This window comes from Roseateles subflavus (genome assembly GCF_030285365.1).
Classification (GTDB): domain Bacteria; phylum Pseudomonadota; class Gammaproteobacteria; order Burkholderiales; family Burkholderiaceae_C; genus Roseateles_B; species Roseateles_B subflavus.
The window spans coordinates 453,241-478,411 of sequence record NZ_JASVDS010000002.1 but is presented as its reverse complement, the minus strand read 5'-3'; the positions used below and the strand labels follow the sequence as shown (position 1 = coordinate 478,411).

The following is a 25,171-nucleotide window of genomic DNA, read 5'->3' as shown; positions in this document are numbered from 1 at the left end:
AGGACCCCGCATGAGTGCCCCGCACGAGCCCGGCGACGACGCACGCGCGCCGGCCCCGCCCTCCCCGCCCGACGAGACGAGCCTGCATGCGCTCGTCGATGGCGAGCTGACGCCGGCCGAGGCCCAGGCGCTGCGGCGGCGGCTCGACGAGTGGCCCGAACTCGCCGCCCGGGTGCAGGCCTGGCAGGCCCAGCGCCAGGCACTGCAGGGTCTGCAGGCCGAGTGTCTCGATGAGCCCCTGCCGGATGCGGTGCTGGCACCGCTGCGCGGGCTGAGCGCCTCGCCGCCCGCACCGCCCCCGCAGGCGCCCCTGCCCTGGTGGGCGCAGCGCCAGGCCGCGATGTGGCTGCTGATCGGCACCGTGGCCGTGTCCGGCGCGGCAGGCACGGGCCTGGGCTGGCTCCTGGGGCGGCCGAACGGTTCCCTGCTGCAGGCCCGCTCAGCCCCCGCCTTCGTGCGGGACGCGGCCATTGCTCACGCCGTCTACCAGGTCGAGCGCCGCCATCCCGTGGAGGTGGCCGCCGCGGACCAGGACCACCTGCTGCAGTGGCTCTCCAAGCGCCTCGGCCAGCCCCTGCGCGCGCCGGACCTGCAGGCCGAGGGCTTCCGGCTCATGGGCGGGCGGCTGCTGCCAGCGGGCGAGGCCGTGCCCGCCGGCGCGGGGGCCTCGCTGGCGCGTGCCCAGCTCATGTACGAGAACGCCGAGGGGCAACGCCTGACCCTCTACATCGCCGTCGACGGCAGCCCCGCCGGCCGCCAGGGCGGCACCGCCTTCCAGCGCAGCGAGCAGCGCCAGGGCGAGCTCCTCACCCGCAGCATCTACTGGCGGGACGGGCCGCTGGCCTACGCGGTGAGCGCCGCGGTGGACGCCACGCTGCTGGAGCGGTTGAGTGAGCGGGTGTATCGGGCGTTGCAGGGCTAAGCGGCACCGATGGCCTTCGGCGTGTCCGGCTCGCACCAGAGGGCCGCCATCCCCAAAAAAAGGGCGCCGCATGCGGCGCCCTCCGGTGTCAGGCCGGACTCGATCAGCCCTGGCGGCGGCGAGCGAAGGCCACGCCCCCCAGCGCCAGCAGGCTCAGCGCCAGGCTGGCCGGCTCCGGCACGGCCGAGGCCGCGTCCTTCACCACGTAGGCGCCGCTGCTCTCCACGCCGCCCGTGACGCTGTAGTGCAGGTAGGCATCGCTGCTGTCGAAGGAGCCGGAGGTGAAGCTGAGGCTCCAGTCCGGCGTGCCGTCGACGTAGCTCAGGCCGAGGAAGATCCCGTCCTGGAAGTCGGCCGTGGCGGTGGCGTTGAGGCCGTGGCTGGCGCCGAGGAAGTCCAGGCCGAAGGTGCTCAGCGCGACGGACTCGAAGCCGCTGAAGGTGAGCGCGGCGTCGTCGTAGCTGAAGAAGCCGGTGAAGGTCTCGTTCAGCAGCGGGCCGGCATCGATCAGGCCTTCGAAGGTCTGGCTGACGGGCGCCGCCTGGGCGCCGAGGCTCAGGCCGGCCGTCAGCAGCGCGGCGGCCAGGAGGGAACGGGTCTTGTTCATGGCGATCTCTCTCTCGGATTCAGAACTTGAAGATGGACGGGGTCACGGCGCTGCAGCTCAGGCCCTTGAGCAGCACCACCGGGCGGGACTTGGCCACGCCGACGGCGCCGTCCGGGTCATAGCCGATCAGCGCGCCGCCGGTCTGCGGCGTGCAGGTCACGAAGCCCTGGCCCAGCGGGTCGGCGCTGCTGATGCCCACGTTCTTCAGCAGCTCGGTGAAGACCAGCAGGTCCTCGCCAGGCGTGAAGTCGGCGATGGTGTCCAGGCCGTCGGCGCCGGTGCGGTAGACAAACTGGTCGCGGCCCTTGCCGCCGGTCAGCATGTCGCGGCCCAGGCCGCCCTCGATGACGTCGTCGCCGTCCGTGCCCACGATCGTGTCATTGCCGGTGGTGCCATTGATGCGCTTCGTCAGGTCCAGGCCCATCACCATCGGGTCATGGTCCGAGCTCTTGAACGCCGAGGGCGTGTAGAGGTCGGGGCTGCAGGTCGCGCAGGCGGGCTGCTTGAACTCGAGGTTGTAGTCCAGCAGCGTGGGCTCATCGGCATTGATGTGCCAGGACGTCGCGTACACCACCTTCGGGCTCAGCTCGGCCGTGCTGAAGCCATGGTCCAGGCGGCCGGCCGTGGCGTCGAACACGTAGGAGTAGTCCGCGGGATCGAAGCGGCCGACCTGGTCGACGATGCTGCCGTCGCTGGTCAGCGCCAGGATCGGGTCTTCCTTGGCGTAGGCGTTGAAGTCGCCCAGCAGCACCACCTGCGGCGTGCCGTAGCTGCTCTTCACCGTGCCCAGGAAGGTCTTCAGGCGCTGGGCCTGCGCCACGCGGGTGGCGGTCCAGCAGCCCTGCAGGCCGTCGTCGGCGTCGGGACCGGAATTCGGGCAGCTGCCCTTGGACTTCAGGTGGTTGACGATCACCGAGAACTTCTCGCCATTGGGCAGCAGGAAGCCCTGGGCCAGCGGCGGGCGGTTGTTGACGTCGTCCGGATCGGAGATCGACACCCCGTTGAGCGTCAGCTTGCCCGGCTTGTAGATCATGGCCACACGGATGGCGTCGTCGCCCGTGCCCTGCGCCGGGGTCGGCACGAGGGCATAGGTGCCCGCGCCGACCTGCGCGTTGAGCGAGTCCACCAGGTGCTGCAGCGCGGTGTTGCCGTTGTTCTGGATCTCCATCAGGCCCACCACGTCTGCGTTCAGACCGGCCAGGTTGGCCACGATCTTCGCGCGCTGGCGCTGGAACTCGGTCAGGTTGTCCGCCCCGCGGCAGTTGCCCGCGGACACGGAACCGCCCAGCGCGCAGCCCTGGCCGCTCTTGCCGTCGAAGGTCTGGCCGTTGGTGAAGGTGGTGAAGAAGTTCAGCACGTTGGCGCTGGCGATGCGCACATTGCCGCCCGACACCTGCGGCGTGGCGACGCGGGGATTGGTGCGCGCGAAGTCCGGTGCGGCCAGCGGATGGATCTTGTACGAGCCGGCGCCGCTGCTGCTGCTGGTGGCCAGGCCGTAGTCGATCACCCCGGTCAGCGAGGCCAGGGTGTCCCCGGCGCGCACGGTGTTGTCGGCGCCGATGAAGGGCGTCGGGTTGACGTTCTGCAGCGAGGTGCCGTCGTCCAGGATGATCGAGCGGCGCTGGTTGTCCGCCTTCATCGCCAGCGCATCCGGGCCCGCGGGCATGACGTTCGTCGGGGCCAGCAGGCGGCCGCCCGCGGCGAGGGTCAGCTGCCCGAAGCGCTGGAGGAAGTAGTTCTGCTGCACGGTCAGCGGGCCGCGCAGGGTCACGACCATGCCCTCATACGCTTCCAGGCCGTCGGCAGGAAGCGTCGCGAGGTCCACCTCGACAGGCGTCACCACGTAGCCGCTGCCCTGCACGGCGATGCCGGTGGGCGAGGTCAGCTGCGTCAGCGGGCGCGCCAGCGTGGCGGCATTGCCGGCCGAGCCGGTGTTGAACTCGGTCACCTTGCCGCTGAGCTGGATGAGCTGGCCCACGCTGACCGTCGGCGCCGTGCTGGTGAACACGAAGATGGCGTCGGAGGTGGTCGGGTCGCCATCGCCCACGGGGTCCTGCAGGAAGAAGCCGTTGCTGTTGAGCTTGGTCACCACGCCGCGGGTGCTCACGGTCTGGCCCTCGTAGGGGCTCTTGGCGCCGCTGCCCTGCAGCTTGTAGATGGGCAGGGGGCCGCTGACGTTGACCTTGAAGGTGCAGCTGGCGTGCTGACCGCCGTCGTTGCTCCAGTCCAGGCCCAGGCTGTACAGGCCGGGCGTGACGCTGCCGGCCACGCTCACCTGCTGGCTGGCCGTGCCGCCCACGCCGGGCGCGCTGCTGAAGCCGCCGAGGGTGAAGCCGGCCGGCCAGGTGCCCACGATGGCGGCGGCGTTGACGATGCTGTCGGCATCGCTGGCGCTCACGGCGAAGCTGGCGCTGGTGCCGGCGGTGGCGCTGGCATCCGGGCAGCTGGGGATGATGGGCTGGGCCGTGGACGATCCGCCGCAGGACTTCAGCGCGCTGGCGCTGTTGCGGGGCAGCGGCGCGGCGAGGCTGAAGTCGGCGCTGTTGCTGTTGGTGTCCGTGCAGCCGTCGGCGGCGCGGAAGGCGGCGTTCGAGGCGCCCAGCGTCGGCGTGGGCGAGCCCTCGGTGGGCGTGGAGGCCGTGCCGAAGCTGACGATGTCCTCGACACCCGCCGGGTTCGTGCCGCTCAGCGCGGTCGTGCTGCGGACCAGGGCGACCTTGCCGGCCGTGGCCGACATCGGGATGTTGCCGTTCACGTCACCGACGACATCCACCGTGCCACCCGCTCCCGCCTGCTGGCGGATCAGCAGGTACTGGCCGGCCTTGAGCTGCGTGCCGCCGGGAATGCCGGTCACCTGCCAGCTGCTGCCCGCCGACGAGGCGTACTGGACCGACCAGCCGCCAATGTCCACCGCGACGGCACCGGCGTTGAAGATCTCGATGTAGTCGTTCTTGTACGTGGCGCCGTTGTTGCCGCCGGCGCCATAGATCTGGCTGATCACGACGCCGCTGGGCGAGGCCAGCACGGCCGGCGCGGCGAAGGCCGCGGCCAGCAAGATTGCCAAGGGTTTGAGCTTCATGGATTGCATCTCGACTGCTGCATTGGAAGGAGTGACGGTCGTGCGCGACGGCTCGGGCCGATCGCCCCGGACCCTCGCGACGGGCAGGGCCGGAGATGCGGGGCGCGACGCGGATCCGGGCGATGGGGCGAAGGCGCAAAGGTTTGCGCTTCACCACTCGTCCGATCTCCTGGTCACGCGCGCTGCGCGCCTCCTGCCTCTTGCTCCCTCGCGGGCGTCCGTGGCGGCATGAGCGGGCTCGGCGCCGCGGCACGGGGTGCGTCCGGCCCACGACCTCTGCCACGACGCTTGCGCATGCTATCGGCGACTTGTGACAAATTCACGCGCCGATCCATGGGGGTCAGGTCATGCCCCCGTCGCCCCGCCCGGCCGCCTGCCTCACGCTGGTGCAGTCCCGCCCGGACTGCGGCGCCTGCCCATGGGAGGGGCGCCCGCCAGGCCTCGGGCCGCGCCCCATCGGCGGGCAGTGGCACCGCGCCCGAGCCTCGGGCAAACCATGTGGATGCCAGACAACAGCGCCGCCGTTCGCCTGCCGCCCGCGGGAGGCCTGTCACCTTTGGATGCTTCCTGGCCCCGCTTGGCACAATGAGCGGCCCCGCCCGGCGCCCGAAGCGCTTAAGCTCCGCCCCCCATGACACTCACCCGCCTCCTCTCGGCCTTCGTGGCCCGCCACTGGCGCGCCTATGCCTCGGCCGCCGTGATGCTGGCCACCATTGCCGTGCTGACCGTCTGGATTCCGCGCCAGGTGGGGCATCTGGTCGATGGCCTGGCCCAGGGCCGGCTGCAGGGTCCGGACCTCTGGATGCAGCTGGGCCTGCTCCTGGGGGCCGGCCTGTCCATCTACCTGCTGCGCGTGGGCTGGCGGCTGCAGCTGTTCGCAGCCGCCTACCGTCTGGGCCGCGAGCTGCGCACCCGCCTCTATGAACGCATGACCCTGCAGGGCCCGGCCTTCTTCCAGGCCCAGCGCAGCGGCGACCTCATGGCCCTCGCCACGAACGACATCGACGCCGTCGAGATGGCCGCCGGCGAGGCCCTGCTCGCGGCCTTCGACGGCAGCCTCACGCTGATCCTCGTGCTGAGCATGATGACCCTGGGCGTGGACTGGCGCCTGGGCCTCGCCGCGCTCGTGCCCTTCCCGCTGATGGCGCTGGCCTTCTGGTTCATCTCCAACCACGTGCACCTCGCCTGGAAGGACTCGCTGGCGCGCTTCTCCAGCCTCAACCAGCACGCCCAGGAGAGCCTGGCCGGCGTGCGCACGCTGCGCGCGCTGGGCCTGATCCCGCGCGCGGGCCGGCAGTTCCACGAGCTGGCCGACCACGCCGGCGAGGCCGCCTTCCGCGCCCAGCGCTGGGAAGCGGCCTACGAGCCCGCCGTCGGCATGGCGCTGACGGCAGCCACCGTGATCGCGCTGGGCCTGGGCGGCTGGCTGGTCGCCCGGCAGGAGCTGAGCATCGGCCAGCTGACCAGCTTCACCATGTACCTGGGCCAGCTGATCTGGCCGATGTTCGCGGCCGGCTGGGTGCTGTCCCTGCTGGAGCGCGGCCGCGCTGCCTGGAGCCGCCTGCAGCCGGTGCTGGACGCACCGCTGAGCCTGCAGGACGGTGGCCGCCTCGCGCTGCCGACCGACGTGCCGCTGCACCTGCAGGACCTCGGCTTCAGCTATCCGGGCAGCGAGCGGGCGGCGCTCGGCGGCATCGACCTGAGCCTGTCGCCCGGGCGCACGCTGGGCATCGTGGGCCCGACGGGCGCCGGCAAGTCCACGCTGATCAAGCTGCTGCTGCGCCAGTTCGAACCCACGGAGGGTCAGGTCTTGCTGGGCCAGCTCCCGCTGGTCGAGGTGCGGCTGGAGGCCCTGCGCCGCGGCCTTGCCTGGGTGCCGCAGGAGCCCTTCCTCTTCTCCGCCTCGATCGCCGAGAACATCGCGCTGGCCCGCCCCGATGCCTCGCGCGAGGCCATCGAGCAGGTCGCACGACTGGCCGCCGTGCACGAGGACATCGCCGCCCTGCCCCTGGGCTACGAGACGCTGGTCGGCGAGCGCGGCGTGACGCTCTCCGGCGGCCAGCGCCAGCGCGTGGCCATCGCCCGCGCCCTGCTCAGCGAGGCGCCGCTGCTGATGCTGGACGATGCGCTCTCCGCCGTGGACACCGGCACCGAGACGCAGATCCTGGCTCATCTGCGTGAACTGCGCGAGGCCCACCCCGAACGCGGCCTCGTGGTGGTGAGCCACCGGCTCAGCGCCGTCATGGAGGCGGACGAGATCGTCGTGCTCAAGGCGGGCCGCATCGTGGAGCGCGGCACGCACGACACGCTGCTGGCGGCCGGCGGCTGGTATGCCGCCCAGTGGCGCTATCAACAACTGGAGGCCTCGCTCGATGCAGCCTGAGGACAAGAACAAGCCGGCGCCCAGCCCCTGGCAGGCCGTGGGCCTGCTGCTGGAAGCCGCCCGGCCCGAGAAGCGGCGCCTGCGATGGGGCGCCCTGTGGCTGCTCGTCGCGGCCGGACTCGAGGCCCTGGGCCCCGCGCTGGGCAAGCGCTTCATCGACGAGCACCTGCTCCCGCGCCAGTTCGAGCTGCCGGCCATGGCGGCCTTGCTGGCCGGCCTGCTGGCCTGCGGCTGGATCGCCTCCTGGGTGCGCTACGCCCAGCTCACACGCATGGCCGGCGTGGCCCGGCGCTCGGTGCTGCGCCTGCGCGACCGCGTCTTCGCCCACGTCATGGGCCTGCCCATGGCCTTCTTCGACCGCTCGATCTCCGGCCAGCTGCTGAGCCGCGTCACGAACGACACGGAAGCCGTCAACCAGCTCTACCGCCAGGTGCTGTACGTGATGCTGGATTCCGGCCTCGTCATCCTCGGCGCGCTGGCCGCCATGGCCTGGCTGGACTGGCGGCTGATGCTGATCGTGCTGGCCCTGGTGCCGGCCAGCGTGCTGATCATCTGGCTCTACCAGCGCTGGAGCGCCCCGGCGGTGCAGCGGGCCCGCGAGCTGCGTTCCGACATCAATGCCCAGATGGCCGAGAGCCTGGCCGGCATGGCCGTGTTGCAGGCCACCGGCGCGGCGGGCCGCTTCGCCCAGCGCTTCGAGCAGACCAACGGCCGGCACTGGGAGGCGCGCGTCTCCGAGCTGCGCGCCAATGCCTGGCTGCTGCGCCCCGCGCTGGACCTGCTCAACGTGCTGCTGATCATCACGCTCATCTATGGCTTCGGGCAGCGCGAGGCCCTGCACGTGGCAGGCCTCGGGCAGGCGATGGAGGTCGGCCTGCTGTATGCCTTCCTGAGCTACATCTCGCGGGTCGTCGAACCGCTGATCCAGATCACCATGCAGTTCGGCCAGCTGCAGCAGTCGATGGTGGCGGCCTCGCGGGTCCGCACGCTGCTGCAGGAAAGCGCCGAGCCCAGCGAACAGCGGGCCGAGGCCCGCATCGCGCGGGGCGAGCTGCACGTGGAGCGGCTGCGCTTCGCCTACAAGGACCGGCCCGACGGCCAGCCGCAGTGGGTGCTCCAGGACCTGGACCTGCACTTCCCCGCCGGCAGCTTCACCGGCATCGTCGGTCACACGGGCTCGGGCAAGAGCACGCTGCTGGCGCTGCTGCTGCGCTTCTACCAGGCGCAGCAGGGGCGCATCCTGGTGGACGGCCAGCCGCTGGCCCACATCCCCGATGCGGCCTTCCGCGATGCCGTGGGCCTCGTGCCGCAGGAGCCCTACCTGATGGCCGCCTCGGCGCGCGAGAACATCACGATGGGCCGGGACATCTCCGAGGAGGCCATGGTCCGCGCGGCCCGCCAGGCCCGGATCCACGAGCACATCATGGCGCTGCCGCAGGGCTACGACACGCTGCTGGGCGAAGGCGGGGCCCGCGTGTCCACCGGCCAGAAGCAGCTGATCGCGATGGCGCGGGCGCTGGCGGGGTCGCCGCGTCTGCTGTTCCTCGACGAGGCGACCGCCAGCATCGACAGCGCGACCGAGGCCCTCATCTCCGAGGCCCTGCGCGAGCTGCACGGGCAGGTCAGCGTGATCGCCATCGCGCACCGGCTCTCGACGATCCGCGAGGCGGACCAGATCCTGGTGCTCAACCATGGCCGCCTGGCGGAACGCGGCACGCACGAGGCGCTGATGGCCCTCGACGGCGGGATCTACCAGCGGCTCGTGCAGCTGCAGGCGCTGGAGGAGTGAGGGCCGCAGCCCCGCACCGGCGTCAGAGGATCACCGCGAGACGCTCCAGCAGCAGCACGCCGAAGAAGCCGAAGGCGGCGAGGATCGTCCACTTGACGAGCAGCTGCCCGCGACGCCGCCACAGCGGCTGGCGGGTGCCGATGTAGAGCGCGAAGCACAGCAGCGCGCCCAGCAGAAGCAGGCCGAAGACAAGGCGAAAGAGCATCATGGCGGGCGCTCCTGCGTTCACCAGGCCGGCGCCAGCACGGCAAAGCCCTGCGGCGCCTCGCGCTCGTCCTCGAAGCTCACGATCTCGTAGTTGGCCTCGTCGGCCAGCAGGGCGCGCAGCAGCTGGTTGTTCAGCGCGTGGCCGCCCTTGAACGAGGTGTAGGCGCCGAGCATCGGGTGGCCGGCGACGTGCATGTCGCCGATGGCGTCGAGGATCTTGTGCTTCACGAACTCGTCGTCGTAGCGCAGGCCGTCGGCATTGAGCACGCGGTAGTCGTCCACGACGATGGCGTTGTCCATGGCGCCGCCCAGCGTCAGGCCGCGAGAGCGCATCAGCTCGATGTCCTTGGTCATGCCGAAGGTGCGGGCGCGGGCGATCTCCTTCTTGTACAGGCCGGAGCCCATGTCGAAGGTGAACTGCTGGCCCGTGGCGGCGACGGCGGGGTTGTCGAACTCGATCTGGAAGGACAGCGTGTAGCCATGGAAGGGCTCGAGGCGCGCCCACATGAGGCGCTTGCCCTCGCCCTGGCGCACTTCCACCGTCTTCTTCACGCGCAGGAAGCGCTTGGGCGCGTCCTGGAGCTGGATGCCGGCGCTCTGCAGCAGGAAGACATAGCTGGCGGCCGAGCCGTCGAGGATGGGCACCTCGTCCGCGTTGATGTCGACATACAGGTTGTCCAGGCCGAGCCCGGCACAGGCGGAGAGCAGGTGCTCGATGGTCTGCACGCGCGGAGCGCCCGGGTCGCCGCCGGGGCTGACGGTCGTGGCCATGCGGGTGTCGCAGACGGTGCTGGCGCGCACGGGGATGTCCACCGGCGTGTTCAGGTCGATGCGGCGAAAGACGATGCCGGTGTCCGGCGCGGCGGGCCTCAGGGTCATCTCGACCTTCTGGCCGCTGTGGATGCCCACGCCGACGGCGCGGGTCAGCGACTTCAGGGTTCTTTGCTTGAGCATCCCCCGATTGTCGGCGATCAGGCGATTCCCTGCCCGCCCGGGGCCAGCGTGACAGGCCCCGCATCGGCCGGCAGCGAGGAATCCTCCCCTAGGGCCGGCGGTTTCGGGCCGGCCGGCGCCGCGGTCGGAGCCTTCTCCGACTCGTCCGGCGCCCCTGCGGCCCCCGTCTCCCACTTCTGCACCGGCAGGCGCAGGCTCAGGCGCGTGCCCATGCGCGGCGCGCTCTCCACATGCAGCGTGCCGCCCAGGCGCTGGGCGCGCTTGACCTGGTTGCGCAGCCCCCGGCCCTTGCGCGCGGTGGCCATGTCGAAGCCCTGGCCGTCGTCCTCGACCCGGATCTCGATGCGGTCGCCCAGGTCCCGCGTGGCGATGCGCACGCGCTGGGCCTCGGCGTGCTTGAGCACGTTGTTGAGCGCCTCCTGCAGCAGACGCAGCACGTGCAGCGCGTCCGGCGGCTCCAGCCAGGTCAACGGCGGCAGGTCCTGCACGTCCCACTCCATCACGAGGCCGGATCCCTGCAGGCGCTTGGCCAGGCGGTAGCGCATGGTCGCCAGCAGGGAGACGAGGTCATGGCCGACGGGCTCGAGGGAGTCGATCACGAGGCGCAGGTCGTCCACGCACTCGCGCAGCACCTCCACGACGGTCGATTGCGCCATGCGCCCCTGCTCCACGGCCACCATCGCCGACAGCAGCGAGGAGCCGAGGCCATCGTGCATGTCCTGCATCAGGCGCTGGCGCTCCAGCAGCAGCGCCTGCTGGCGCTCGGCCTCACGCAGGCGCTCGTGCTGGGCCGAGAGCTGCTCGCTGCGCTCGGCCAGGCGCACGGCCAGCACCTCGTTGGACTGCTCGACCTGGCTCAGCGCGCCGAGGTAGCGGTTGCGCACCGCATACAGGAAGCTCGCGACGATGATGAGCGTGCTGAAGGGCATCAGGTAGATGTGCTCGGGCCAGCCCCAGCCGGCCAGCAAGCCGAGGTCATGCACGCCCAGCACAAGGCCGATCACGAGCGCGATGACGATGGCCCACAGCTCGCGGCTGCGCGCGTCATGGGCCACCTTGAGCATGAAGCCCGTGCCCAGGACGCCGACGATGCCGTTGGCCAGGTGCTGGGCCACGACGGTGTCGTAGTAGCGCGCCCAGGTCGGCAGTGTCAGCAGACCCGTCAGCACGACGAAGGCGACGCCGCAGCGCTCCAGGCGCGGGTAGCGCACCGGCACGATGCGCAGCGCGAAGAGGAAGGTGAGCAGCATCACCCACGACATCGAGGCGTGCGTCATCCACCAGAACCAGTCCAGGGCGCCCAGGCTGCGCGGCATGTCGATGTGGTAGTGCAGGTTCCGGACCAGCCAGCCGAGGCTCGCCAGGGCGAAGAGCAGGTAGGCGGGCTCCTGGCGCCGGCGCCACCACAGCGTGACGGAGAACAGCGCCAGCACCACCAGCGTCAGCCCCGTGGCCTGCGGCACGCCGATCTGCACCGCCCAGCGGCGCTCGTACAGGGACTCGAGGTCCTCGCGCGCGCCGAGCCAGACCGTCGTGACCGTGTGGAAGCCCTTGCGGTGCACGGGCACGGCCAGGACGAGCTCCATGTCCTGGCCATCGTGCAGGGCCGACAGCGCCCCGGGGATCAGGGCCCACAGCGGCCGCACCCATTGCTCGCGGCCACCGGCCTGGTTGTCGTAGATGGGGCGCCAGCCCTCCTCGGTACGGACGAGCACGGCCGTCGGCAGGCCCACGACGCGGGGGCTGTAGAGCGCCACGCTGGTGGGCCAGCGGTCGTCCGGCGCGCGGTAGCGGAAGCGGTACCAGCGCATCTGGTAGTCGGCCGGGCCGGAGAAGTCGGTGCCGATGGCGCGCTGACGCACGTCGGGCAGGCTCACCTGCCGCCAGGCCTGGGCATCCTCCGGCGGGAGCAGCACCGCCGGCACCGCCGCATTGCTGCCGTCGATGCGGCGCAGCGCGGCCCACCAGGCACGGAGCTCGTCCCGGGTGAGCGATGTGACCGCCAGCTCGGCACTCACGGCCTGCTCGCCGGCCCGGATGGCCGGCAGTTCGGGGTGCAGGCGGGGCGGCACCTGGGCGCCGGCCGGCCCGCAGCCAGCCCCGATCAGGCCGGCAAGCAGCCACGGCCACAGGCCCGTGCGCAGCGCGCGGCACAGGACATCCAGCAAACGGTAGCGCCCAACAACTGCCATGTGTTCTTGATCTGTGGCGGCAGGCCTGCCGCGAAGCGGCGCCAGTCTGCGCCTCGCGCCCGCTGCTGCCAAGGTGGAGTTCCCGCGCAGGCGCGGGGGAGCGTCGCGTAAATACGAAGCGACCGCCGCACTGCTTACAAACAAAAACACCCGTCCGCGCCTGAAGGAGGTAAGGCGCGACGGGTGAAGTCAGCAAGGCCCACCGGCGGGCACAGGACGCCGGGGGCGGCGGGCCGCGAAGGCCCGCGGGAGATCAGTCTGCCTGCTTGCGCAGGAAGGCCGGGATCTCGATCTCGTCCATGCCGTTGGACGACAGGGCCTCGACCTTGGCGGCGGCCGTGCGGCCGTGGCGCCAGACGCTCGGCACGCTCATGCCACCGAAGTCCTGGGCCACCGATTGCGCGGTGGGCACCGGGGCGCCCATGGCGGGGTTGCCCATCATCACGGGGTTGGTCAGCACGGGCATGTTGTCGGTGCCGGTGCGCAGCTGCGTCTGCTGCTGCACGACCTGCAGCGGCTGCTGCAGGGCGGCGCGGCGCGACAGGCCGGTGGCGATCACCGTGACGCGCATGGCGTCGCCCAGGCTTTCGTCGTAGGCCGTGCCGTAGATGATGTGCGCGTCTTCCGCGGCGTAGCGCTTGATGGTGTTCATCGCGTTGCGGGACTCGCTGAGCTTGAAGTTGCTCTTGCCCGCGGCGATCAGCACCAGCACGCCCCGCGCGCCGGAGAGGTCGATGCCCTCCAGCAGCGGGCAGGCCACGGCGGCTTCGGCGGCCTTGGCGGCGCGGTCCGGGCCGGTGGCTTGCGCCGTGCCCATCATGGCCTTGCCGGGCTCGCTCATCACGGTCTTGACGTCTTCGAAGTCGACGTTCACGAGGCCCGGGATGTGGATGATGTCCGAGATGCCGCCCACGGCGTTCTTCAGCACGTCATTGGCGTGCGCGAAGGCCTGGTCCTGGGTGACGTCCTCGCCCAGCACGTCCAGCAGCTTCTCGTTCAGCACGACGATCAGCGAATCGACGTTGGCTTCCAGCTCGGCCAGGCCGCTGTCCGCGGCCTTGATGCGACGCGAGCCTTCGAACTCGAAGGGCTTGGTCACGACGCCGACGGTCAGGATGCCCATTTCCTTGGCCACGCGTGCGATCACGGGGGCCGCGCCGGTGCCGGTACCACCACCCATGCCGGCGGTGATGAAGAGCATGTTGGCGCCCGTGATGGCTTCGCGGATGCGGGCCTCGGCCTCTTCCGCGGCGGCCTTGCCGGCCTCGGGCTTGGCGCCGGCGCCCAGACCCGTGGTGCCCAGCTGCAGCAGCTGGTCGGCCTTGGAACGGTTCAGTGCCTGTGCATCGGTATTGGCGCAGATGAATTCCACGCCTTGCACGCCCTGATCAATCATGTGATCGACCGCGTTGCCGCCGCCGCCACCGACACCAATCACCTTGATTTGGGTGCCCTGATCAAACTCTTCGATCATCTCGATCGCCATAACATACCTCCTTCAGCAATTGTGCAGTTGCCAGCAGAAAAAAACGAGAGGGATCTACCCTTTTTTATGGGTCTCCCCCTTGTTTTTTGGGGGTTTGTATCCCTTTACACCACATTCCCGGTGCCCCGCGGGCTCATCCCGGTCCCATATTCACCAACGCGTCCTCATCGGTCCGCTTCAAACCCGGCCCAAACCCCTTACCCGCGGGCCGGCCGGGCCGCTTCAGAAATTCCCCAGAAACCAATCCTTGGCCCGGCCGAACAGGGTTTTCACCGAGCCCGCCTGCTGCGCCGCCTTCAAACCGCGGGTGCGGGACAGGCGGGCGTCCTCCAGCAGCCCCATCACCGTGGCGGAGCGCGGGTTGGCGACCATGTCGAACAGGGCGCCGCTATAGGTCGGATTTCCCCGGCGGACGGGTTTGAGGAAAATGTCCTCGGCCAGTTCCACCATACCCGGCATGACCGCCGAGCCGCCGGTCAACACAATCCCGGAGGACAGCAGTTCCTCATACCCGGATTCCCGGATGACCTGCTGCACCAGCGAGAAGATTTCCTCGACTCGGGGTTCAATAACGCCCGCAAGTGCTTGTTTTGAAAGCATCCGGGGCGCGCGATCGCCCAATCCCGGCACCTCGACCTGGTCCGACGGGTCGGCCAGCAATTGCTTGGCGACGCCGTGTTCGACCTTGATTTCCTCGGCGTCCTTGGTCGGGGTGCGCAAGGCCATCGCAATATCGCTGGTGATCAAATCCCCGGCGATGGGAATCACGGCGGTATGGCGGATCGAGCCGCCGGTGAAGATGGCCACGTCTGTCGTGCCGGCGCCGATATCCACCAGCGCCACGCCCAGATCCCGCTCGTCCGAGGTCAGGGCGGCCAGGCTGGACGCGCTCGGGTTGAGCACCAGCTGGTCCACTTCCAGGCCGCAGCGGCGCACGCACTTCACGATGTTCTCGGCGGCACTTTGAGCGCCGGTCACGATGTGGACCTTGACCTCCAGGCGCCCGCCGCTCATGCCGATCGGCTCCTTGACCTCGTGACCGTCGATCACGAATTCCTGCGGCTCGACCAGCAGCAGGCGCTGGTCGTTGGGGATGTTGATCGCCTTGGCGGTCTCGACCACGCGGGCCACGTCCACCGGCGTCACCTCCTTGTCCCGCACGATGACCATGCCGGTGGAGTTCTGACCGCGGATGTGGCTGCCGGTGATGCCGGTGAAGACGCGGCTGATCTTGCAGTCCGCCATCATCTCGGCCTCTTTCAGGGCCTGCTGGATGGACTGCACCGTGGCGTCGATGTTCACGACCACGCCGCGCTTGAGCCCGTGCGAGGGCGCCACGCCCAGGCCCGCGATGCGCAGCTCGCCATTGCCCATGACCTCGGCCACGACGGCCATGATCTTGGCGGTACCGATGTCCAAGCCGACGACCAGATCCTTGTATTCCTTGGCCATGTCAGTCCTTTAGTTTTTCTTTGCGCCAGGCTTGCCCGGCGTCGTCGTGGAGGTCGAGATGCCGCGCAACCGGACCGCGTAGCCATCGACATGGCGCAGGTCCGCGCTGAGCACGGCGGTATGGAAGCGGGCGCTGACCTGCGTGATGCTGGTCACGTACTGCGTGTAGCGGGCCAGCACCTCGGCGTCCGTGCCACGGCCCAGTTCGATGACCGTGCCCTTCTCCAGCGTGGCGCGCCAGGAGCCGCGGCCGGAGAGGTCGAGGCGGCTGATGCTGTCCTCGAGGTGCGCCGTCTGCGCCTGGAGCTGCCGCCACAGCTGCAGCATGTGGGCCGAGCTCTTCTCGGGGCCCGACAGCAGCGGCAGTTCCTCGTCCTCGACGTCGCCCAGATTGGCCTGGAAGACCTCGCCGTGGTCGTTGACCAGCAGACGCTCCACCGTGGCATCGCTCTCGGCGTCGGCGCCCTCGGGCTTGGTCTCCCAGTAGGCCGCCGGCTGGTGCTCCTCCAGCGTCACCTGCAGCCGCGCCGGCCACAGGCGCTGCACGGTGGCGTGGCGCACCCAGGGCACGGCCTCGAAGGCGGCGCGGGTCTGCTGCAGGTTCATGCTGAGGAAGCTGCCGCTCATGCGCGGCAGCGCGTTCGCGCGCAGCGAGGCGGCGCTGTTGCGGTTGACGTCGCCATCGACCGTGATCGAGCGGATCGAGAACACCGGCTGGCGCACCACCCATTGCAGGCCCAGGCCCACGGCGGCCAGCAGCACGCCCAGCACCAGCAACGCCGACACGCCGTTCATCAGGCGAATGTCCGGCGGCATCGGGGTGTCGAGGGTGGGCGAACGCATGGCGTGTCGGGCGGTGGTGGAGGCGGCGGCCGGGGGTCAGACCTTGCCCGCGGGCGGCCGGCGGTCCGTCCGCGCCTGGGCGAGCAGCCACAGGCACAGCTGCGGGTAGTCGATGCCCACGGCCTTGGCGGCCTTGGGCACCAGCGAGTGCGAGGTCATGCCCGGGCTGGTGTTCATCTCCAGCAGGAAGGGCTTCATGTCCGCCTTGCGCAGCATCAGGTCGGCGCGGCCCCAGCCGCGGCAGCCCAGCAGGCGGTAGGCCGTGAGCACCATCTGCTGGATCTCGGCTTCCAGCGCGGGCGGCAGCGTGCCGAAGCAGTACTGCGTGGTGTTGGTGACGTACTTGTTCTCGAAGTTGTAGTCGCCGTCCTCGGCGCGGATCTCGACGACCGGCAGCACGACGGCATCGGCGCCCTGCCCCAGCACGGCGCAGGTCAGCTCGGGCCCTTCGATGCATTCCTCGAACAGCAGCTCGTCGTCGAAGCCCAGGGCCAGCTCGACGGCCTCCTGCATCGACGAGTAGCCGACGGCCTTGGTGATGCCGATGCTGCTGCCCTCGTGCGGCGGCTTCACCACGACGGGCAGGCCCAGCTCATCGGGGATGGTGCGGATGCGCTCGCGGGTCAGCTCGTCACGGGTCAGGGCGAGGTACTTCGGCGTGGTCAGGCCCTCGGCGGCCCACACGCGCTTGGTCATGGTCTTGTCCATCGCAACGCCGGAGGCCGTCACGCCCGAGCCGGTGTAGGGGATGCCGAGCCACTCGAGCGCGCCCTGCAGCGTGCCGTCCTCGCCACCGCGGCCGTGCAGGGCGATGAAGGCGCGGTCGAAGCCCTCGTCCTGGAGGGCCTGGAGCGGGCGCTCGGCCGGGTCGAAGGCATGGGCATCGACGCCCACGGACTTCAGGGCCTCCAGCACGCCGTTGCCGCTCATCAGCGAGACGGCCCGCTCGGCGCTGTGGCCGCCGAACAGCACGGCCACCTTGCCCAGGGCCTTCGGATCGATGTTCAGGTCCAGGCTCATGCGGCGGACTCCTTCAGCAGTTCAACGGTGCGGGCCGGCACGGCGCCGATGGAGCCCGCACCCATCACGATGAGCACGTCGCCGTCGCAGCTCTCGCTGGCGATGGTGGCCGGCAGCAGGCTGACGTCGGGCACGAAGACGGGCGTGCCGCCGGCGGCCTCGATCGCCGCGGCGAGCGCCTGACCATCGGCGCCGGCAATGGGCGCCTCGCCAGCGGCGTAGACCTCCGTCAGCAGCACGGCATCGGCCTGCCCGATCACGCGGACGAAGTCGGTGAAGCAGTCCCGGGTGCGCGTGTAGCGGTGCGGCTGGAAGGCCAGCACGAGGCGGCGGCCGGGGAAGGCGCCCCGCGCGGCGGACAGCACGGCGGCCATCTCGACGGGGTGGTGGCCGTAGTCATCGATCAGCGTGAAGCGGCCGCCGTCACCGGCCGGCAGTTCGCCGTAGCGCTGGAAGCGCCGGCCGACGCCGCCGAACTTGGCCAGGGCCGCCACGATGGGTGCGTCCGGCAGTTCCAGCTCGGTGGCCACGGCGATGGCGGCGAGCGCGTTGAGCACGTTGTGCTGGCCGGCGAGGTTCAGCGTGATGTCCAGGTCGGGCAGCGAGGCGCCGTCGAAGCGGCGCTGCACCGTGAAGCGCATCTGGCCGCCGGCCAGGGCCTGCACGTCCACCGCACGCACCGCGTTGTGCTCGCCCAGGCCGTAGCTGACGATGGGGCGCGACACCAGCGGCATGATGGAGCGCACGCCCTCGTCGTCGCCGCACAGGATGGCCGCGCCGTAGAAGGGCATCTTGTGCAGGAAGTCCACGAAGGCCTGCTTCAGCCGCGCGAAGTCGTGGCCGTAGGTGTCCATGTGGTCGGCGTCGATGTTGGTCACGACGGCCATCACGGGCAGCAGGTTCAGGAAGGAGGCGTCCGACTCGTCGGCCTCGACCACGATGTAGTCGCCCTGCCCCAGCGCGGAGTTCGCCCCCGCCGAGTTCAGCTTGCCGCCGATCACGAAGGTCGGGTCCACGCCGGCCTCGGCCAGCACGGTGGTGACGAGCGAGGTCGTCGTCGTCTTGCCGTGCGTGCCGGCGATCGCGATGCCCTGCTTCAGGCGCATCAGCTCGGCCAGCATCACCGCGCGCTGCACCACGGGGATGCGGGCGGCACGGGCGGCCAGCACCTCGGGGTTGTCCGCCTTCACGGCCGTCGAGGTGACGATCACCTGCGCGCCGGCGATGTGCGCCGCGGCATGGCCGATGTGCACCTGCAGGCCCAGCTGCGCGAGGCGCTGCGTGGTGGCGCTCTCGCCCTGGTCCGAACCCGAGACCGTGTAGCCCAGGTTGTGCAGGATCTCGGCGATGCCGCTCATGCCGGCACCACCGATGCCGACGAAGTGGATGTGCTTGATGGCGTGTCTCATGCGTGTCTCACGGCTTCGCGAGCCTCTCGATTTCGTCGGCCACACGCGAGGCCGCCTGGGGTCGGGCCAGAGCCCGGGCATTCGTGGCGAGCTGCAGCAGGCGCTCGCGGCTGAGCGTGGCCAGCAGCTGCTGCAGACGCTCGGGTGTCAGCTCGCCCTGCGGCAGGTGCAGCGCAGCGTTCTTGTCGGCCATGTAGGCGGCGTTGTCGCGCTGGTGCGAGGTCGTCTTGACGACCAGCGGCACGAGGATGGACGGCACGCCGGCCGCACACAGCTCGCTGACCGTCACCGCGCCGGCGCGGCACAGGATCAGGTCGCAGGCCGACAGCTCCTGTGCCATGTCGTCAATGAAGGGGCGCACGTCGGCCTCGACGCCCGCCGCCTTGTACGCCGCCTGCACCTGGGCCTGCTGGCCTTGGCCGGTCTGGTGCACGACGACCGGACGCTGGTCCAGCGGCAGTCGGGAGATGGCCTGCGGCAGCACGTCGTTGAGGGCCTTGGCGCCCAGCGAACCGCCGACCACCAGCAGGCGCAGCGGACCGTCGCGGCCGGCGTAGCGCTCGGCCGGGGCCGGCAGGGCCTCGATGGCGGCACGCACCGGATTGCCGCAGACCAGGGCCCGATCGCCCAGCGCCTTCGCCGCCTCGCCGTCGAAGCCGAAGGCGATGCGCTGCGCGAAGGGCTTGAGCAGACGGTTGGACATCAGCGGCGCGGCATCGGCATTGACCAGCACCAGCGGCTTGCGCATCAGCCAGGCCATGAAGCCTCCGGGCACGCAGACGTATCCGCCCATGCCCAGCACGGCATCGGCATCGCGGGTGACATAGACCATGCGCGACTGCACAAAGGCCTTCACCAGCGTGTAGAGCCCCGTGACGGCGTGCTTCAGGCCCTTGCCGCGCAGGCCGGCGAAGGCCAGGCGGTCCAGCGGAATGCCGGTGGGGGGCACGAGGCGGTTCTCCATGCCCGTCTCGGTGCCGATCCAGCTGACGCTCCAGCCGCGGCGCTTCATCTCCTCGGCCACGGCCAGGCCCGGGATGATGTGGCCGCCGGTGCCGGCCGCCATGATGACGAGGTGGCGTGTGCTCATGCCCGCCCTCCTCGCATGAGCTGCCGGTTCTCGATGTCAATGCGAAGCACGACCGCCAGCGCCACGCAGTTCATGAGAATCGCCGAGCCGCCGAAGCTCAGCAGCGGCAGCGTCAGGCCCTTGGTCGGCAGCGCGCCGAGGTTCACGCCCATGTTGATGAAGGACTGCGCGCCCATCCAGATGCCGATGCCCTGCGCGTAGAGGCCGGCGAAGACGCGGTCCAGCGCGATGGCCTGGCGGCCGATGTGGAAGATGCGGCGGGTCATCCAGAAGAAGCCGAAGATCACGACGGCCACGCCCACGAAGCCCAGCTCCTCGCCGATCACGGCCAGCAGGAAGTCGGTGTGGGCCTCGGGCAGGTAGTGCAGCTTCTCGAGGCTGCCGCCCAGGCCCTGGCCGAAGAACTCGCCGCGGCCGAAGGCGATCAGCGAGTGCGTGAGCTGGTAGGCCTTGCCCTGGGCGTACTTCTCGTCCCAGGGGTTGAGGTAGGCGAAGATGCGCTCACGGCGGAATTCGCTGAAGGTGATCATCAGCACGAAGGCGCCGATCAGCACCGCGACGATCAGGAAGAACATCCGCCCGTTGACGCCGCCCAGGAACAGGATGCCCATGGCGATGGCCGCGATCACCATGAATGCGCCCATGTCCGGCTCGGCCAGCAGCAGCACGCCGACCACAGCCAGCGACACGGCCATGGGCCAGACGGCCTGGAAGAAGTTCTCCTTCACGTCCATCTTGCGGACCATGTAGCTCGCCGCGTACATCGCGATGCCCAGCTTGGCCAGCTCGGACGGCTGGAAGTTCATCACCCCGAGCGGCAGCCAGCGCCGCGCGCCGTTCACGCCCTTGCCCACGTGCGGGATCAGCACGGCGACCAGCAGCACCAGCGCCGTCACGAAGAGCCAGGGCGCGACCTTCTCCCAGGTGCTCACCGGCAGCTGCACCGTGATGAGCCCAGCCACGAGGCCGAAGCAGATGGCCACGATGTGCCGGGTCAGGAAGTGCGTGGGCAGGTACTTGGCGAAGCGGGGGTTGTCCGGCATCGCGATGGAGGCCGAGTAGACCATCAGCAGGCCGAGGGCCATCATGGCCAGCACGACCCACAGCAGCGTGATGTCGAAACCCTGCAGCCGCGTGGGCTGGCCGGCGGACGTGGAGACCCAGTCGCGCACCGGCACGGCCTCGGCACCGCCGGCATCGCGGCCACCTCGTGCACCACGTGCAAACAGGCCCCGGAGCTTGTCGCCCAGGTTCAGGAGCGCATCGGCGGACATCAGGCCAGGCCCTCCTCGTTCGCGAGGGACTCGACCGTGGCCACGAAGACCTCGGCGCGGTGCGCGTAGTTGCGGAACATGTCGAGCGAGGCGCAGGCCGGGCTCAGCAGCACGCTGTCACCGCTCTGCGCCTGCTCGAGGCACCAGCGCGTGGCGGCCTCCAGGGTGTCCAGGGTCTGGACGGGCACCTCGAGCGCGTCCAGCGTCGCGGCCAGCGCGGGCGCGTCCCGGCCGATCAGGGCGACGGCACGGGCATGCCGGGCCAGGCCCTCGCGCAAGGGCGAGAAGTCCTGCCCCTTGCCATCGCCGCCGAGGATCATGACCAGCTTGGCAGGCGCGCGGTCGGCGCCCAGGCCCAGGATGGCGGCCACGGTGGCACCGACATTGGTGCCCTTGGAATCGTCATAGAAATCGACGCCGCGCACGGTGGCAACGTACTCGACGCGATGCGGCTCGCCGCGGTACTCGCGCAGGCCGTGCAGCATGGGCGCCAGCGCGCAGCCCGCGGCCGAGGCCAGGGCCAGCGCGGCCAGGGCGTTCGCCGCGTTGTGACGGCCGCGCACGCGCAGGGCGTCGGCGGGCATCAGGCGCTGGAGCAGGATCTCTTCCGGCTCGTCCTTGCGGCGCTTGACCGTGTCATCCGACTCGCGGGCGCGCACCAGCCAGGCCATGCCGCCCTCGACCACCAGGCCGTAGTCACCGGGGTGAGTGGGCGCATTCAGGCCGAAGCGCACGACCTCGCGGGACACCAGCTTCGTCGGCCGGCCGCGGCCCTGCTTGACGGGCACCGGCGCGGGCACCATGGCCTCGACCTCGGCGTCGTCGCGGTTGATGATCATCAGCGCCTGCTGGCCGAAGATGCGGGCCTTGGCGCGCGCGTAGGCCGCCATGTCGCCGTGCCAGTCCAGGTGGTCCTGCGTCAGGTTCAGCACGGCAGCGGCGGTGGGCTCGAAACCCACGACCGTGTCGAGCTGGAAGCTGGACAGCTCCAGCACCCAGACCTCGGGCAGGTGCTCGAAGACCGGCGGCTTCGGGGGCGGCGGATTGATGGGCAGGGGCTGCTCGTCCAGCAGGGCGGCCACGGCCTCGAGCGCGGAAGGTTCGTCGGCGGCCGCGGCCTCGATCACCGGCGCCGTCTCTTCGTCGAGCGCCGCCTCGAGGGGCGCCTCGGCCTCCTCCGCCACCGGCAGCGCCTCGGCATCGGGCGCCTCGGGGGGCAGCTCGCCGGCGGCTTCCAGCGGCAGCGTGTCTTCGGCAACGGGCTCCGTGGGCGCCTCAGCCTCAGCCCCAGCCTCAGCTCCAGCCACCGCGTCAGCATCCAGCGCAGCCAGGGCCTGTGCCGGCTCCAGGTCCATCGCCGCCCCCAGCAGGCCCAGCATGCTCGGACCGATATTGCCGGCCACGGCCACGCGCTTGCCCGCGCGCTCGGCCAGCAGCGCGGTCATGCAGGTGGTGGTCGTCTTGCCATTGGTGCCGGTGATGGCCAGCACGGCGGGTTCGTAGCGACGCTCGGCCTTCAGATCGGCCAGGGCGCGGGCGAAGAGGTCCAGCTCGCCCTGCACCGGAATGCCGGTGGCCTTGGCGAGCGACAGCAGCGGCACCAGGCGGCCATCCAGCGGCGACAGCCCCGGGCTCTTCAGCACGAGGTGCACGCCCGACAGCGCCGACTCCGGCAGCTCGCCATGGAAGAACTCGGCTGCCGGCAGCTGTTCGCGCAGCGTCGCCAGCTGCGGCGGCTGCTCGCGCGAGTCCCAGACCTGCAGGCGCGCCGCGCCATGCTTCGCGCCCCAGGCGGCCATGGCCAGCCCGGAGTCTCCCAGACCCAGGATCAGCAGGCTCAGGTCCTTGAGGTGTCGCATGGGCTTATCTGAGCTTCAGGCTGGACAGGCCGATCAGGCACAGCAGCATGGTGATGATCCAGAAGCGCACGACGACCTGCGTCTCCTTCCAGCCCGACTTCTCGAAGTGGTGGTGCAGCGGCGCCATCTTGAAGATGCGGCGGCCCTCGCCGAACTTCTTCTTCGTGTACTTGAACCACGTCACTTGCAGCATCACCGAGAGCACCTCGGCCACGAAGACGCCGCCCATGATGCCGAGCACGATCTCCTGGCGCGTGATCACGGCCAGCGTGCCAAGACCACCGCCCAGCGCGAGCGCACCGACGTCGCCCATGAAGACCTGGGCCGGGTGGGTGTTGAACCACAGGAAGGCAAGACCTGCCCCCGCCAGCGCGCCGCAGAAGATCAGCAGCTCGCCGGCCCCGGGGATGTAGGGCAGCAGCAGGTACTTGGCGTAGACCGTCGAGCCCGTCAGGTAGGCGAAGATGCCCAGCGCGGAGCCCACCAGCACCACCGGCATGATGGCCAGGCCGTCGAGGCCGTCGGTGAAGTTCACGGCGTTGCTCGTGCCCACGATGACGAAGTAGGACAGGCCGATGAAGCCGAAGACGCCCAGCGGGTAGCTCACCGTCTTGAAGAAGGGCACCATCAGGTCGGCCCGCGGCGGCAGCTCGGTCGAGAAGCCGCTCGAGATCCAGCGGAAGAAGAGCTGCACCACGCCGAGGAAGCTGGTCTCGGACACCGAGAACGCCAGGTAGAGCGCGGCGAAGAGCCCGATCAGCGACTGCCAGAAGAACTTCTCGCGGCTCTTCATGCCCTCGGGGTCCTTGTTGACCACCTTGCGCCAGTCATCGACCCAGCCGATGGCGCCGAAGCCCATGGTCACGAGCATCACCACCCACACGAAGCGGTTGGACCAGTCGAACCACAGCAGCGTCGAGATGCCGATGCCGATCAGGATCAGCACGCCGCCCATCGTGGGGGTGCCGCTCTTGGCCAGGTGCTGCTGCACGCCGTACTCGCGGATCGGCTGGCCGATCTTCATGGCGGTCAGGCGGCGGATCACCCAGGGGCCGAAGGCCAGGCCGATCAGCAGCGCCGTCATGGCGGACATCACCGCGCGGAAGGTGATGTAGTTGAAGAGCCGCAGGAAGCCCCACTCGGGGAACATTCCCGCCAGCCACTGCGCCAGACTAAGCAGCATGTGCGCCTCCTTGGTCTTGGGTCCCGGCCAGGGCGGCCACCACTCGTTCCATGCGCATGAATCTCGATCCCTTGACGAGCACGTTCTTGACTTCCGGTGCGGCGCCCAGCGCCGCGATGAGCTCGTCCACCGTCGCGAAGGCGCGGCATGCCGTGCGGCCGCCCTCGCCTCCCGACGCCTCGAAGGCCGCCGCCGCATGGGCGGCCGCCGGCCCGGCGCACCACAGCGCAGCCAGGCCGCGCTCGGCCGCATAGGCCCCCACCTCGCGGTGGAATTCCGGGCCCTGGTCACCGACCTCGCCCATGTCGCCCAGCACCAGCCAGCTGCTGCCGGGCAGGTCCGCCAGGACCTCGATGCCGGCCCGCACGCTGTCCGGGTTGGCGTTGTAGCTGTCGTCGATCAGGGTCAGGTCTTGCCCGGCCCGCTGGATCCGGCGCAGGGCCGAGCGGCCCTTGACCGGGCGGAAGGCTTCCAGCCCCTGGACGATGGCGGCCAGCGGTACGCCGGCCGCGAGGCCGCAGGCGGCCGCGGCCAGGGCATTGCGCACGTTGTGCAGGCCCGCGACGGACAGCACCACCGGCGCATCGCCGGCCGGTGTGTGCAGCTCCAGCGCCCAATGGCCGGCATCGACCCACTGCGCACGGCCGGTCACGTCGGCCGGGCCCTGCAGCGCGAAACTCAGCTGGGCGCGATCGCCGGCCAGCGCATGCCAGATCGGCGCGCAGGCGTCCTCGGCCGGGTACACGGCCACGCCGTTGGCCGGCAGTGCACAGATCACCTCGCCGTTCTCGCGGGCCGAGGCCTCGACCGTGCCCATGTATTCCTGGTGCTCGCGCTGGGCGTTGTTGACCAGCGCCACGGTGGGCTGGGCGATGGCCGCCAGCGGGGCGATCTCGCCCGGGTGGTTCATGCCCAGCTCGATCACGGCGGCGCGGTGGACGCGGGTCTCGTCCTGGCGCAGGCGCAGCGCGGTGAGCGGCACGCCGATCTCGTTGTTCAGGTTGCCCTGCGTGGCCAGCGCGTCGTCGCCCAGCCAGGCGGTGAGGATGCTGGCGATCATCTGGGTGACCGTTGTCTTGCCGTTGCTGCCGGTCACGGCGATCACGGGCAGCTGCAGGCGCGCACGCCAGGCCTGGGCAAGCAGGCCCAGCGCCACCTTGGCGTCGGGCACCTCGATGCCCGGCAGGCCGGCGGCCTCGAGCCCGCGCTCGGCCAGGGCCGCGGCGGCGCCGGCCTCACGGGCCTGCGCCAGGAAGTCGTTGGCATCGAATCGCTCGCCGCGCAGCGCCACGAACAGGTCCCCGGGCTGGAGGCTGCGGGTGTCGGTGTGCACGCGCTGCAGCAGCGTGGCGCCGTCCCCGACGAGCCGCGCCTGCGGCAGCAGGGGCTGCAGCAGGGCCAGGGCCTCGGCGAGGGTCATCA

18 protein-coding genes are annotated in these 25,171 nt (G+C 70.4%); 3 read left to right on the top strand and 15 right to left on the bottom strand.

Translation table 11 applies throughout. The features are described 5' to 3' along the window. Nucleotides 1-10 precede the first annotated feature (10 nt). A complete protein-coding gene (locus QRD43_RS07915; RefSeq protein WP_285981944.1) occupies nt 11-922 on the top strand; it encodes an anti-sigma factor family protein in 912 nt (303 codons plus the stop codon). A 103-nt stretch (nt 923-1,025) separates the two neighbouring features. On the opposite strand, the gene QRD43_RS07910 is transcribed toward QRD43_RS07915, so the two are convergent. Together QRD43_RS07910 and QRD43_RS07905 are read right to left on the bottom strand one after the other, a co-directional pair. Then, nucleotides 1,026-1,529 carry a PEP-CTERM sorting domain-containing protein gene (locus QRD43_RS07910; RefSeq protein ID WP_285981943.1) on the bottom strand — a complete coding sequence of 168 codons (504 nt, stop codon included), beginning with the start codon at nt 1,527-1,529 and terminating at the stop codon, nt 1,026-1,028. 19 nt (nt 1,530-1,548) lie between these two features. Then, nucleotides 1,549-4,608 carry an ExeM/NucH family extracellular endonuclease gene (locus tag QRD43_RS07905; protein ID WP_285981942.1) on the bottom strand — a complete coding sequence of 1,020 codons (3,060 nt, stop codon included), beginning with the start codon at nt 4,606-4,608 and terminating at the stop codon, nt 1,549-1,551. Between the two features lie 631 nt (nt 4,609-5,239). On the opposite strand from QRD43_RS07905, the gene QRD43_RS07900 reads away from it, so the two are divergent. Further along, nucleotides 5,240-6,991, top strand: a complete 1,752-nt coding sequence (locus tag QRD43_RS07900) for an ABC transporter ATP-binding protein (RefSeq protein WP_285981941.1) — start codon at nt 5,240-5,242, stop codon at nt 6,989-6,991. Further along, nucleotides 6,981-8,780, top strand: coding sequence for an ABC transporter ATP-binding protein (locus tag QRD43_RS07895; RefSeq protein WP_285981940.1), 1,800 nt, complete (start codon nt 6,981-6,983; stop codon nt 8,778-8,780). The genes QRD43_RS07900 and QRD43_RS07895 overlap by 11 nt, the downstream gene beginning before the upstream one ends. 22 nt (nt 8,781-8,802) lie before the next feature. Here the strand turns inward: QRD43_RS07895 and QRD43_RS07890 are convergent, their stop codons facing one another. The 13 genes from QRD43_RS07890 to QRD43_RS07830 all read right to left on the bottom strand — a co-directional run bounded on the left by QRD43_RS07890 (nt 8,803) and on the right by QRD43_RS07830 (nt 25,169). Beyond that, nucleotides 8,803-8,988: a hypothetical protein gene (locus tag QRD43_RS07890; protein WP_285981939.1), complete on the bottom strand. Its 186-nt coding sequence runs from the start codon at nt 8,986-8,988 to the stop codon at nt 8,803-8,805. A gap of 17 nt (nt 8,989-9,005) precedes the next feature. Further along, nucleotides 9,006-9,941 carry a UDP-3-O-acyl-N-acetylglucosamine deacetylase gene (gene lpxC / locus QRD43_RS07885; RefSeq protein WP_285981938.1) on the bottom strand — a complete coding sequence of 312 codons (936 nt, stop codon included), beginning with the start codon at nt 9,939-9,941 and terminating at the stop codon, nt 9,006-9,008. A 17-nt stretch (nt 9,942-9,958) separates the two neighbouring features. Further along, nucleotides 9,959-12,133 carry a sensor histidine kinase gene (locus tag QRD43_RS07880; RefSeq protein ID WP_285981937.1) on the bottom strand — a complete coding sequence of 725 codons (2,175 nt, stop codon included), beginning with the start codon at nt 12,131-12,133 and terminating at the stop codon, nt 9,959-9,961. Nucleotides 12,134-12,386: 253 nt separating this feature from the next. Beyond that, nucleotides 12,387-13,619 carry a cell division protein FtsZ gene (ftsZ, locus tag QRD43_RS07875; protein ID WP_285981936.1) on the bottom strand — a complete coding sequence of 411 codons (1,233 nt, stop codon included), beginning with the start codon at nt 13,617-13,619 and terminating at the stop codon, nt 12,387-12,389. Between the two features lie 222 nt (nt 13,620-13,841). Beyond that, nucleotides 13,842-15,071: a cell division protein FtsA gene (gene ftsA, locus QRD43_RS07870; protein ID WP_285981935.1), complete on the bottom strand. Its 1,230-nt coding sequence runs from the start codon at nt 15,069-15,071 to the stop codon at nt 13,842-13,844. Between the two features lie 9 nt (nt 15,072-15,080). Next, nucleotides 15,081-15,914 (bottom strand): cell division protein FtsQ/DivIB, encoded by an 834-nt coding sequence (locus tag QRD43_RS07865; protein ID WP_285981934.1) that lies wholly within the window; start codon nt 15,912-15,914, stop codon nt 15,081-15,083. A 36-nt stretch (nt 15,915-15,950) separates the two neighbouring features. After that, entirely contained in the window at nt 15,951-16,934 is a 984-nt protein-coding gene (locus QRD43_RS07860) for a D-alanine--D-alanine ligase (protein WP_285981933.1), read from the bottom strand. Next, a complete protein-coding gene (gene murC, locus QRD43_RS07855) occupies nt 16,931-18,343 on the bottom strand; it encodes a UDP-N-acetylmuramate--L-alanine ligase (RefSeq protein WP_285981932.1) in 1,413 nt (470 codons plus the stop codon). Before murC ends, QRD43_RS07860 begins: the two co-directional genes overlap by 4 nt. A gap of 7 nt (nt 18,344-18,350) precedes the next feature. After that, entirely contained in the window at nt 18,351-19,433 is a 1,083-nt protein-coding gene (gene murG / locus QRD43_RS07850; RefSeq protein ID WP_285981931.1) for an undecaprenyldiphospho-muramoylpentapeptide beta-N-acetylglucosaminyltransferase, read from the bottom strand. Next, nucleotides 19,430-20,707 carry a putative lipid II flippase FtsW gene (ftsW, locus tag QRD43_RS07845; RefSeq protein ID WP_285981930.1) on the bottom strand — a complete coding sequence of 426 codons (1,278 nt, stop codon included), beginning with the start codon at nt 20,705-20,707 and terminating at the stop codon, nt 19,430-19,432. The genes murG and ftsW overlap by 4 nt, the downstream gene beginning before the upstream one ends. After that, nucleotides 20,707-22,566: a UDP-N-acetylmuramoyl-L-alanine--D-glutamate ligase gene (gene murD, locus QRD43_RS07840; RefSeq protein ID WP_285981929.1), complete on the bottom strand. Its 1,860-nt coding sequence runs from the start codon at nt 22,564-22,566 to the stop codon at nt 20,707-20,709. The genes ftsW and murD overlap by 1 nt, the downstream gene beginning before the upstream one ends. A gap of 4 nt (nt 22,567-22,570) precedes the next feature. Further along, nucleotides 22,571-23,749 (bottom strand): phospho-N-acetylmuramoyl-pentapeptide-transferase, encoded by a 1,179-nt coding sequence (mraY, locus tag QRD43_RS07835; protein WP_285981928.1) that lies wholly within the window; start codon nt 23,747-23,749, stop codon nt 22,571-22,573. Next, nucleotides 23,739-25,169: a UDP-N-acetylmuramoyl-tripeptide--D-alanyl-D-alanine ligase gene (locus tag QRD43_RS07830; protein ID WP_285982498.1), complete on the bottom strand. Its 1,431-nt coding sequence runs from the start codon at nt 25,167-25,169 to the stop codon at nt 23,739-23,741. The genes mraY and QRD43_RS07830 overlap by 11 nt, the downstream gene beginning before the upstream one ends. Between the last annotated feature and the right edge of the window lie 2 nt (nt 25,170-25,171).

Bases quoted from the DNA above. Each gene is read 5' to 3' on its own strand.
- QRD43_RS07890 (WP_285981939.1), bottom strand. From the start codon at position 8,988: ATGATGCTCTTTCGCCTTGTCTTCGGCCTGCTTCTGCTGGGCGCGCTG.
- QRD43_RS07830 (WP_285982498.1), bottom strand. From the start codon at position 25,169: ATGACCCTCGCCGAGGCCCTGGCCCTGCTGCAGCCCCTGCTGCCGCAG.
- QRD43_RS07910 (WP_285981943.1), bottom strand. From the start codon at position 1,529: ATGAACAAGACCCGTTCCCTCCTGGCCGCCGCGCTGCTGACGGCCGGC.
- QRD43_RS07900 (WP_285981941.1), top strand. From the start codon at position 5,240: ATGACACTCACCCGCCTCCTCTCGGCCTTCGTGGCCCGCCACTGGCGC.
- QRD43_RS07860 (WP_285981933.1), bottom strand. From the start codon at position 16,934: ATGAGCCTGGACCTGAACATCGATCCGAAGGCCCTGGGCAAGGTGGCC.
- mraY (WP_285981928.1), bottom strand. From the start codon at position 23,749: ATGCTGCTTAGTCTGGCGCAGTGGCTGGCGGGAATGTTCCCCGAGTGG.
- ftsZ (WP_285981936.1), bottom strand. From the start codon at position 13,619: ATGGCGATCGAGATGATCGAAGAGTTTGATCAGGGCACCCAAATCAAG.
- QRD43_RS07880 (WP_285981937.1), bottom strand. From the start codon at position 12,133: ATGGCAGTTGTTGGGCGCTACCGTTTGCTGGATGTCCTGTGCCGCGCG.
- QRD43_RS07915 (WP_285981944.1), top strand. From the start codon at position 11: ATGAGTGCCCCGCACGAGCCCGGCGACGACGCACGCGCGCCGGCCCCG.
- murG (WP_285981931.1), bottom strand. From the start codon at position 19,433: ATGAGCACACGCCACCTCGTCATCATGGCGGCCGGCACCGGCGGCCAC.
- murC (WP_285981932.1), bottom strand. From the start codon at position 18,343: ATGAGACACGCCATCAAGCACATCCACTTCGTCGGCATCGGTGGTGCC.
- lpxC (WP_285981938.1), bottom strand. From the start codon at position 9,941: ATGCTCAAGCAAAGAACCCTGAAGTCGCTGACCCGCGCCGTCGGCGTG.
- QRD43_RS07895 (WP_285981940.1), top strand. From the start codon at position 6,981: ATGCAGCCTGAGGACAAGAACAAGCCGGCGCCCAGCCCCTGGCAGGCC.
- ftsW (WP_285981930.1), bottom strand. From the start codon at position 20,707: ATGTCCGCCGATGCGCTCCTGAACCTGGGCGACAAGCTCCGGGGCCTG.
- murD (WP_285981929.1), bottom strand. From the start codon at position 22,566: ATGCGACACCTCAAGGACCTGAGCCTGCTGATCCTGGGTCTGGGAGAC.
- QRD43_RS07905 (WP_285981942.1), bottom strand. From the start codon at position 4,608: ATGAAGCTCAAACCCTTGGCAATCTTGCTGGCCGCGGCCTTCGCCGCG.
- QRD43_RS07865 (WP_285981934.1), bottom strand. From the start codon at position 15,914: ATGCGTTCGCCCACCCTCGACACCCCGATGCCGCCGGACATTCGCCTG.
- ftsA (WP_285981935.1), bottom strand. From the start codon at position 15,071: ATGGCCAAGGAATACAAGGATCTGGTCGTCGGCTTGGACATCGGTACC.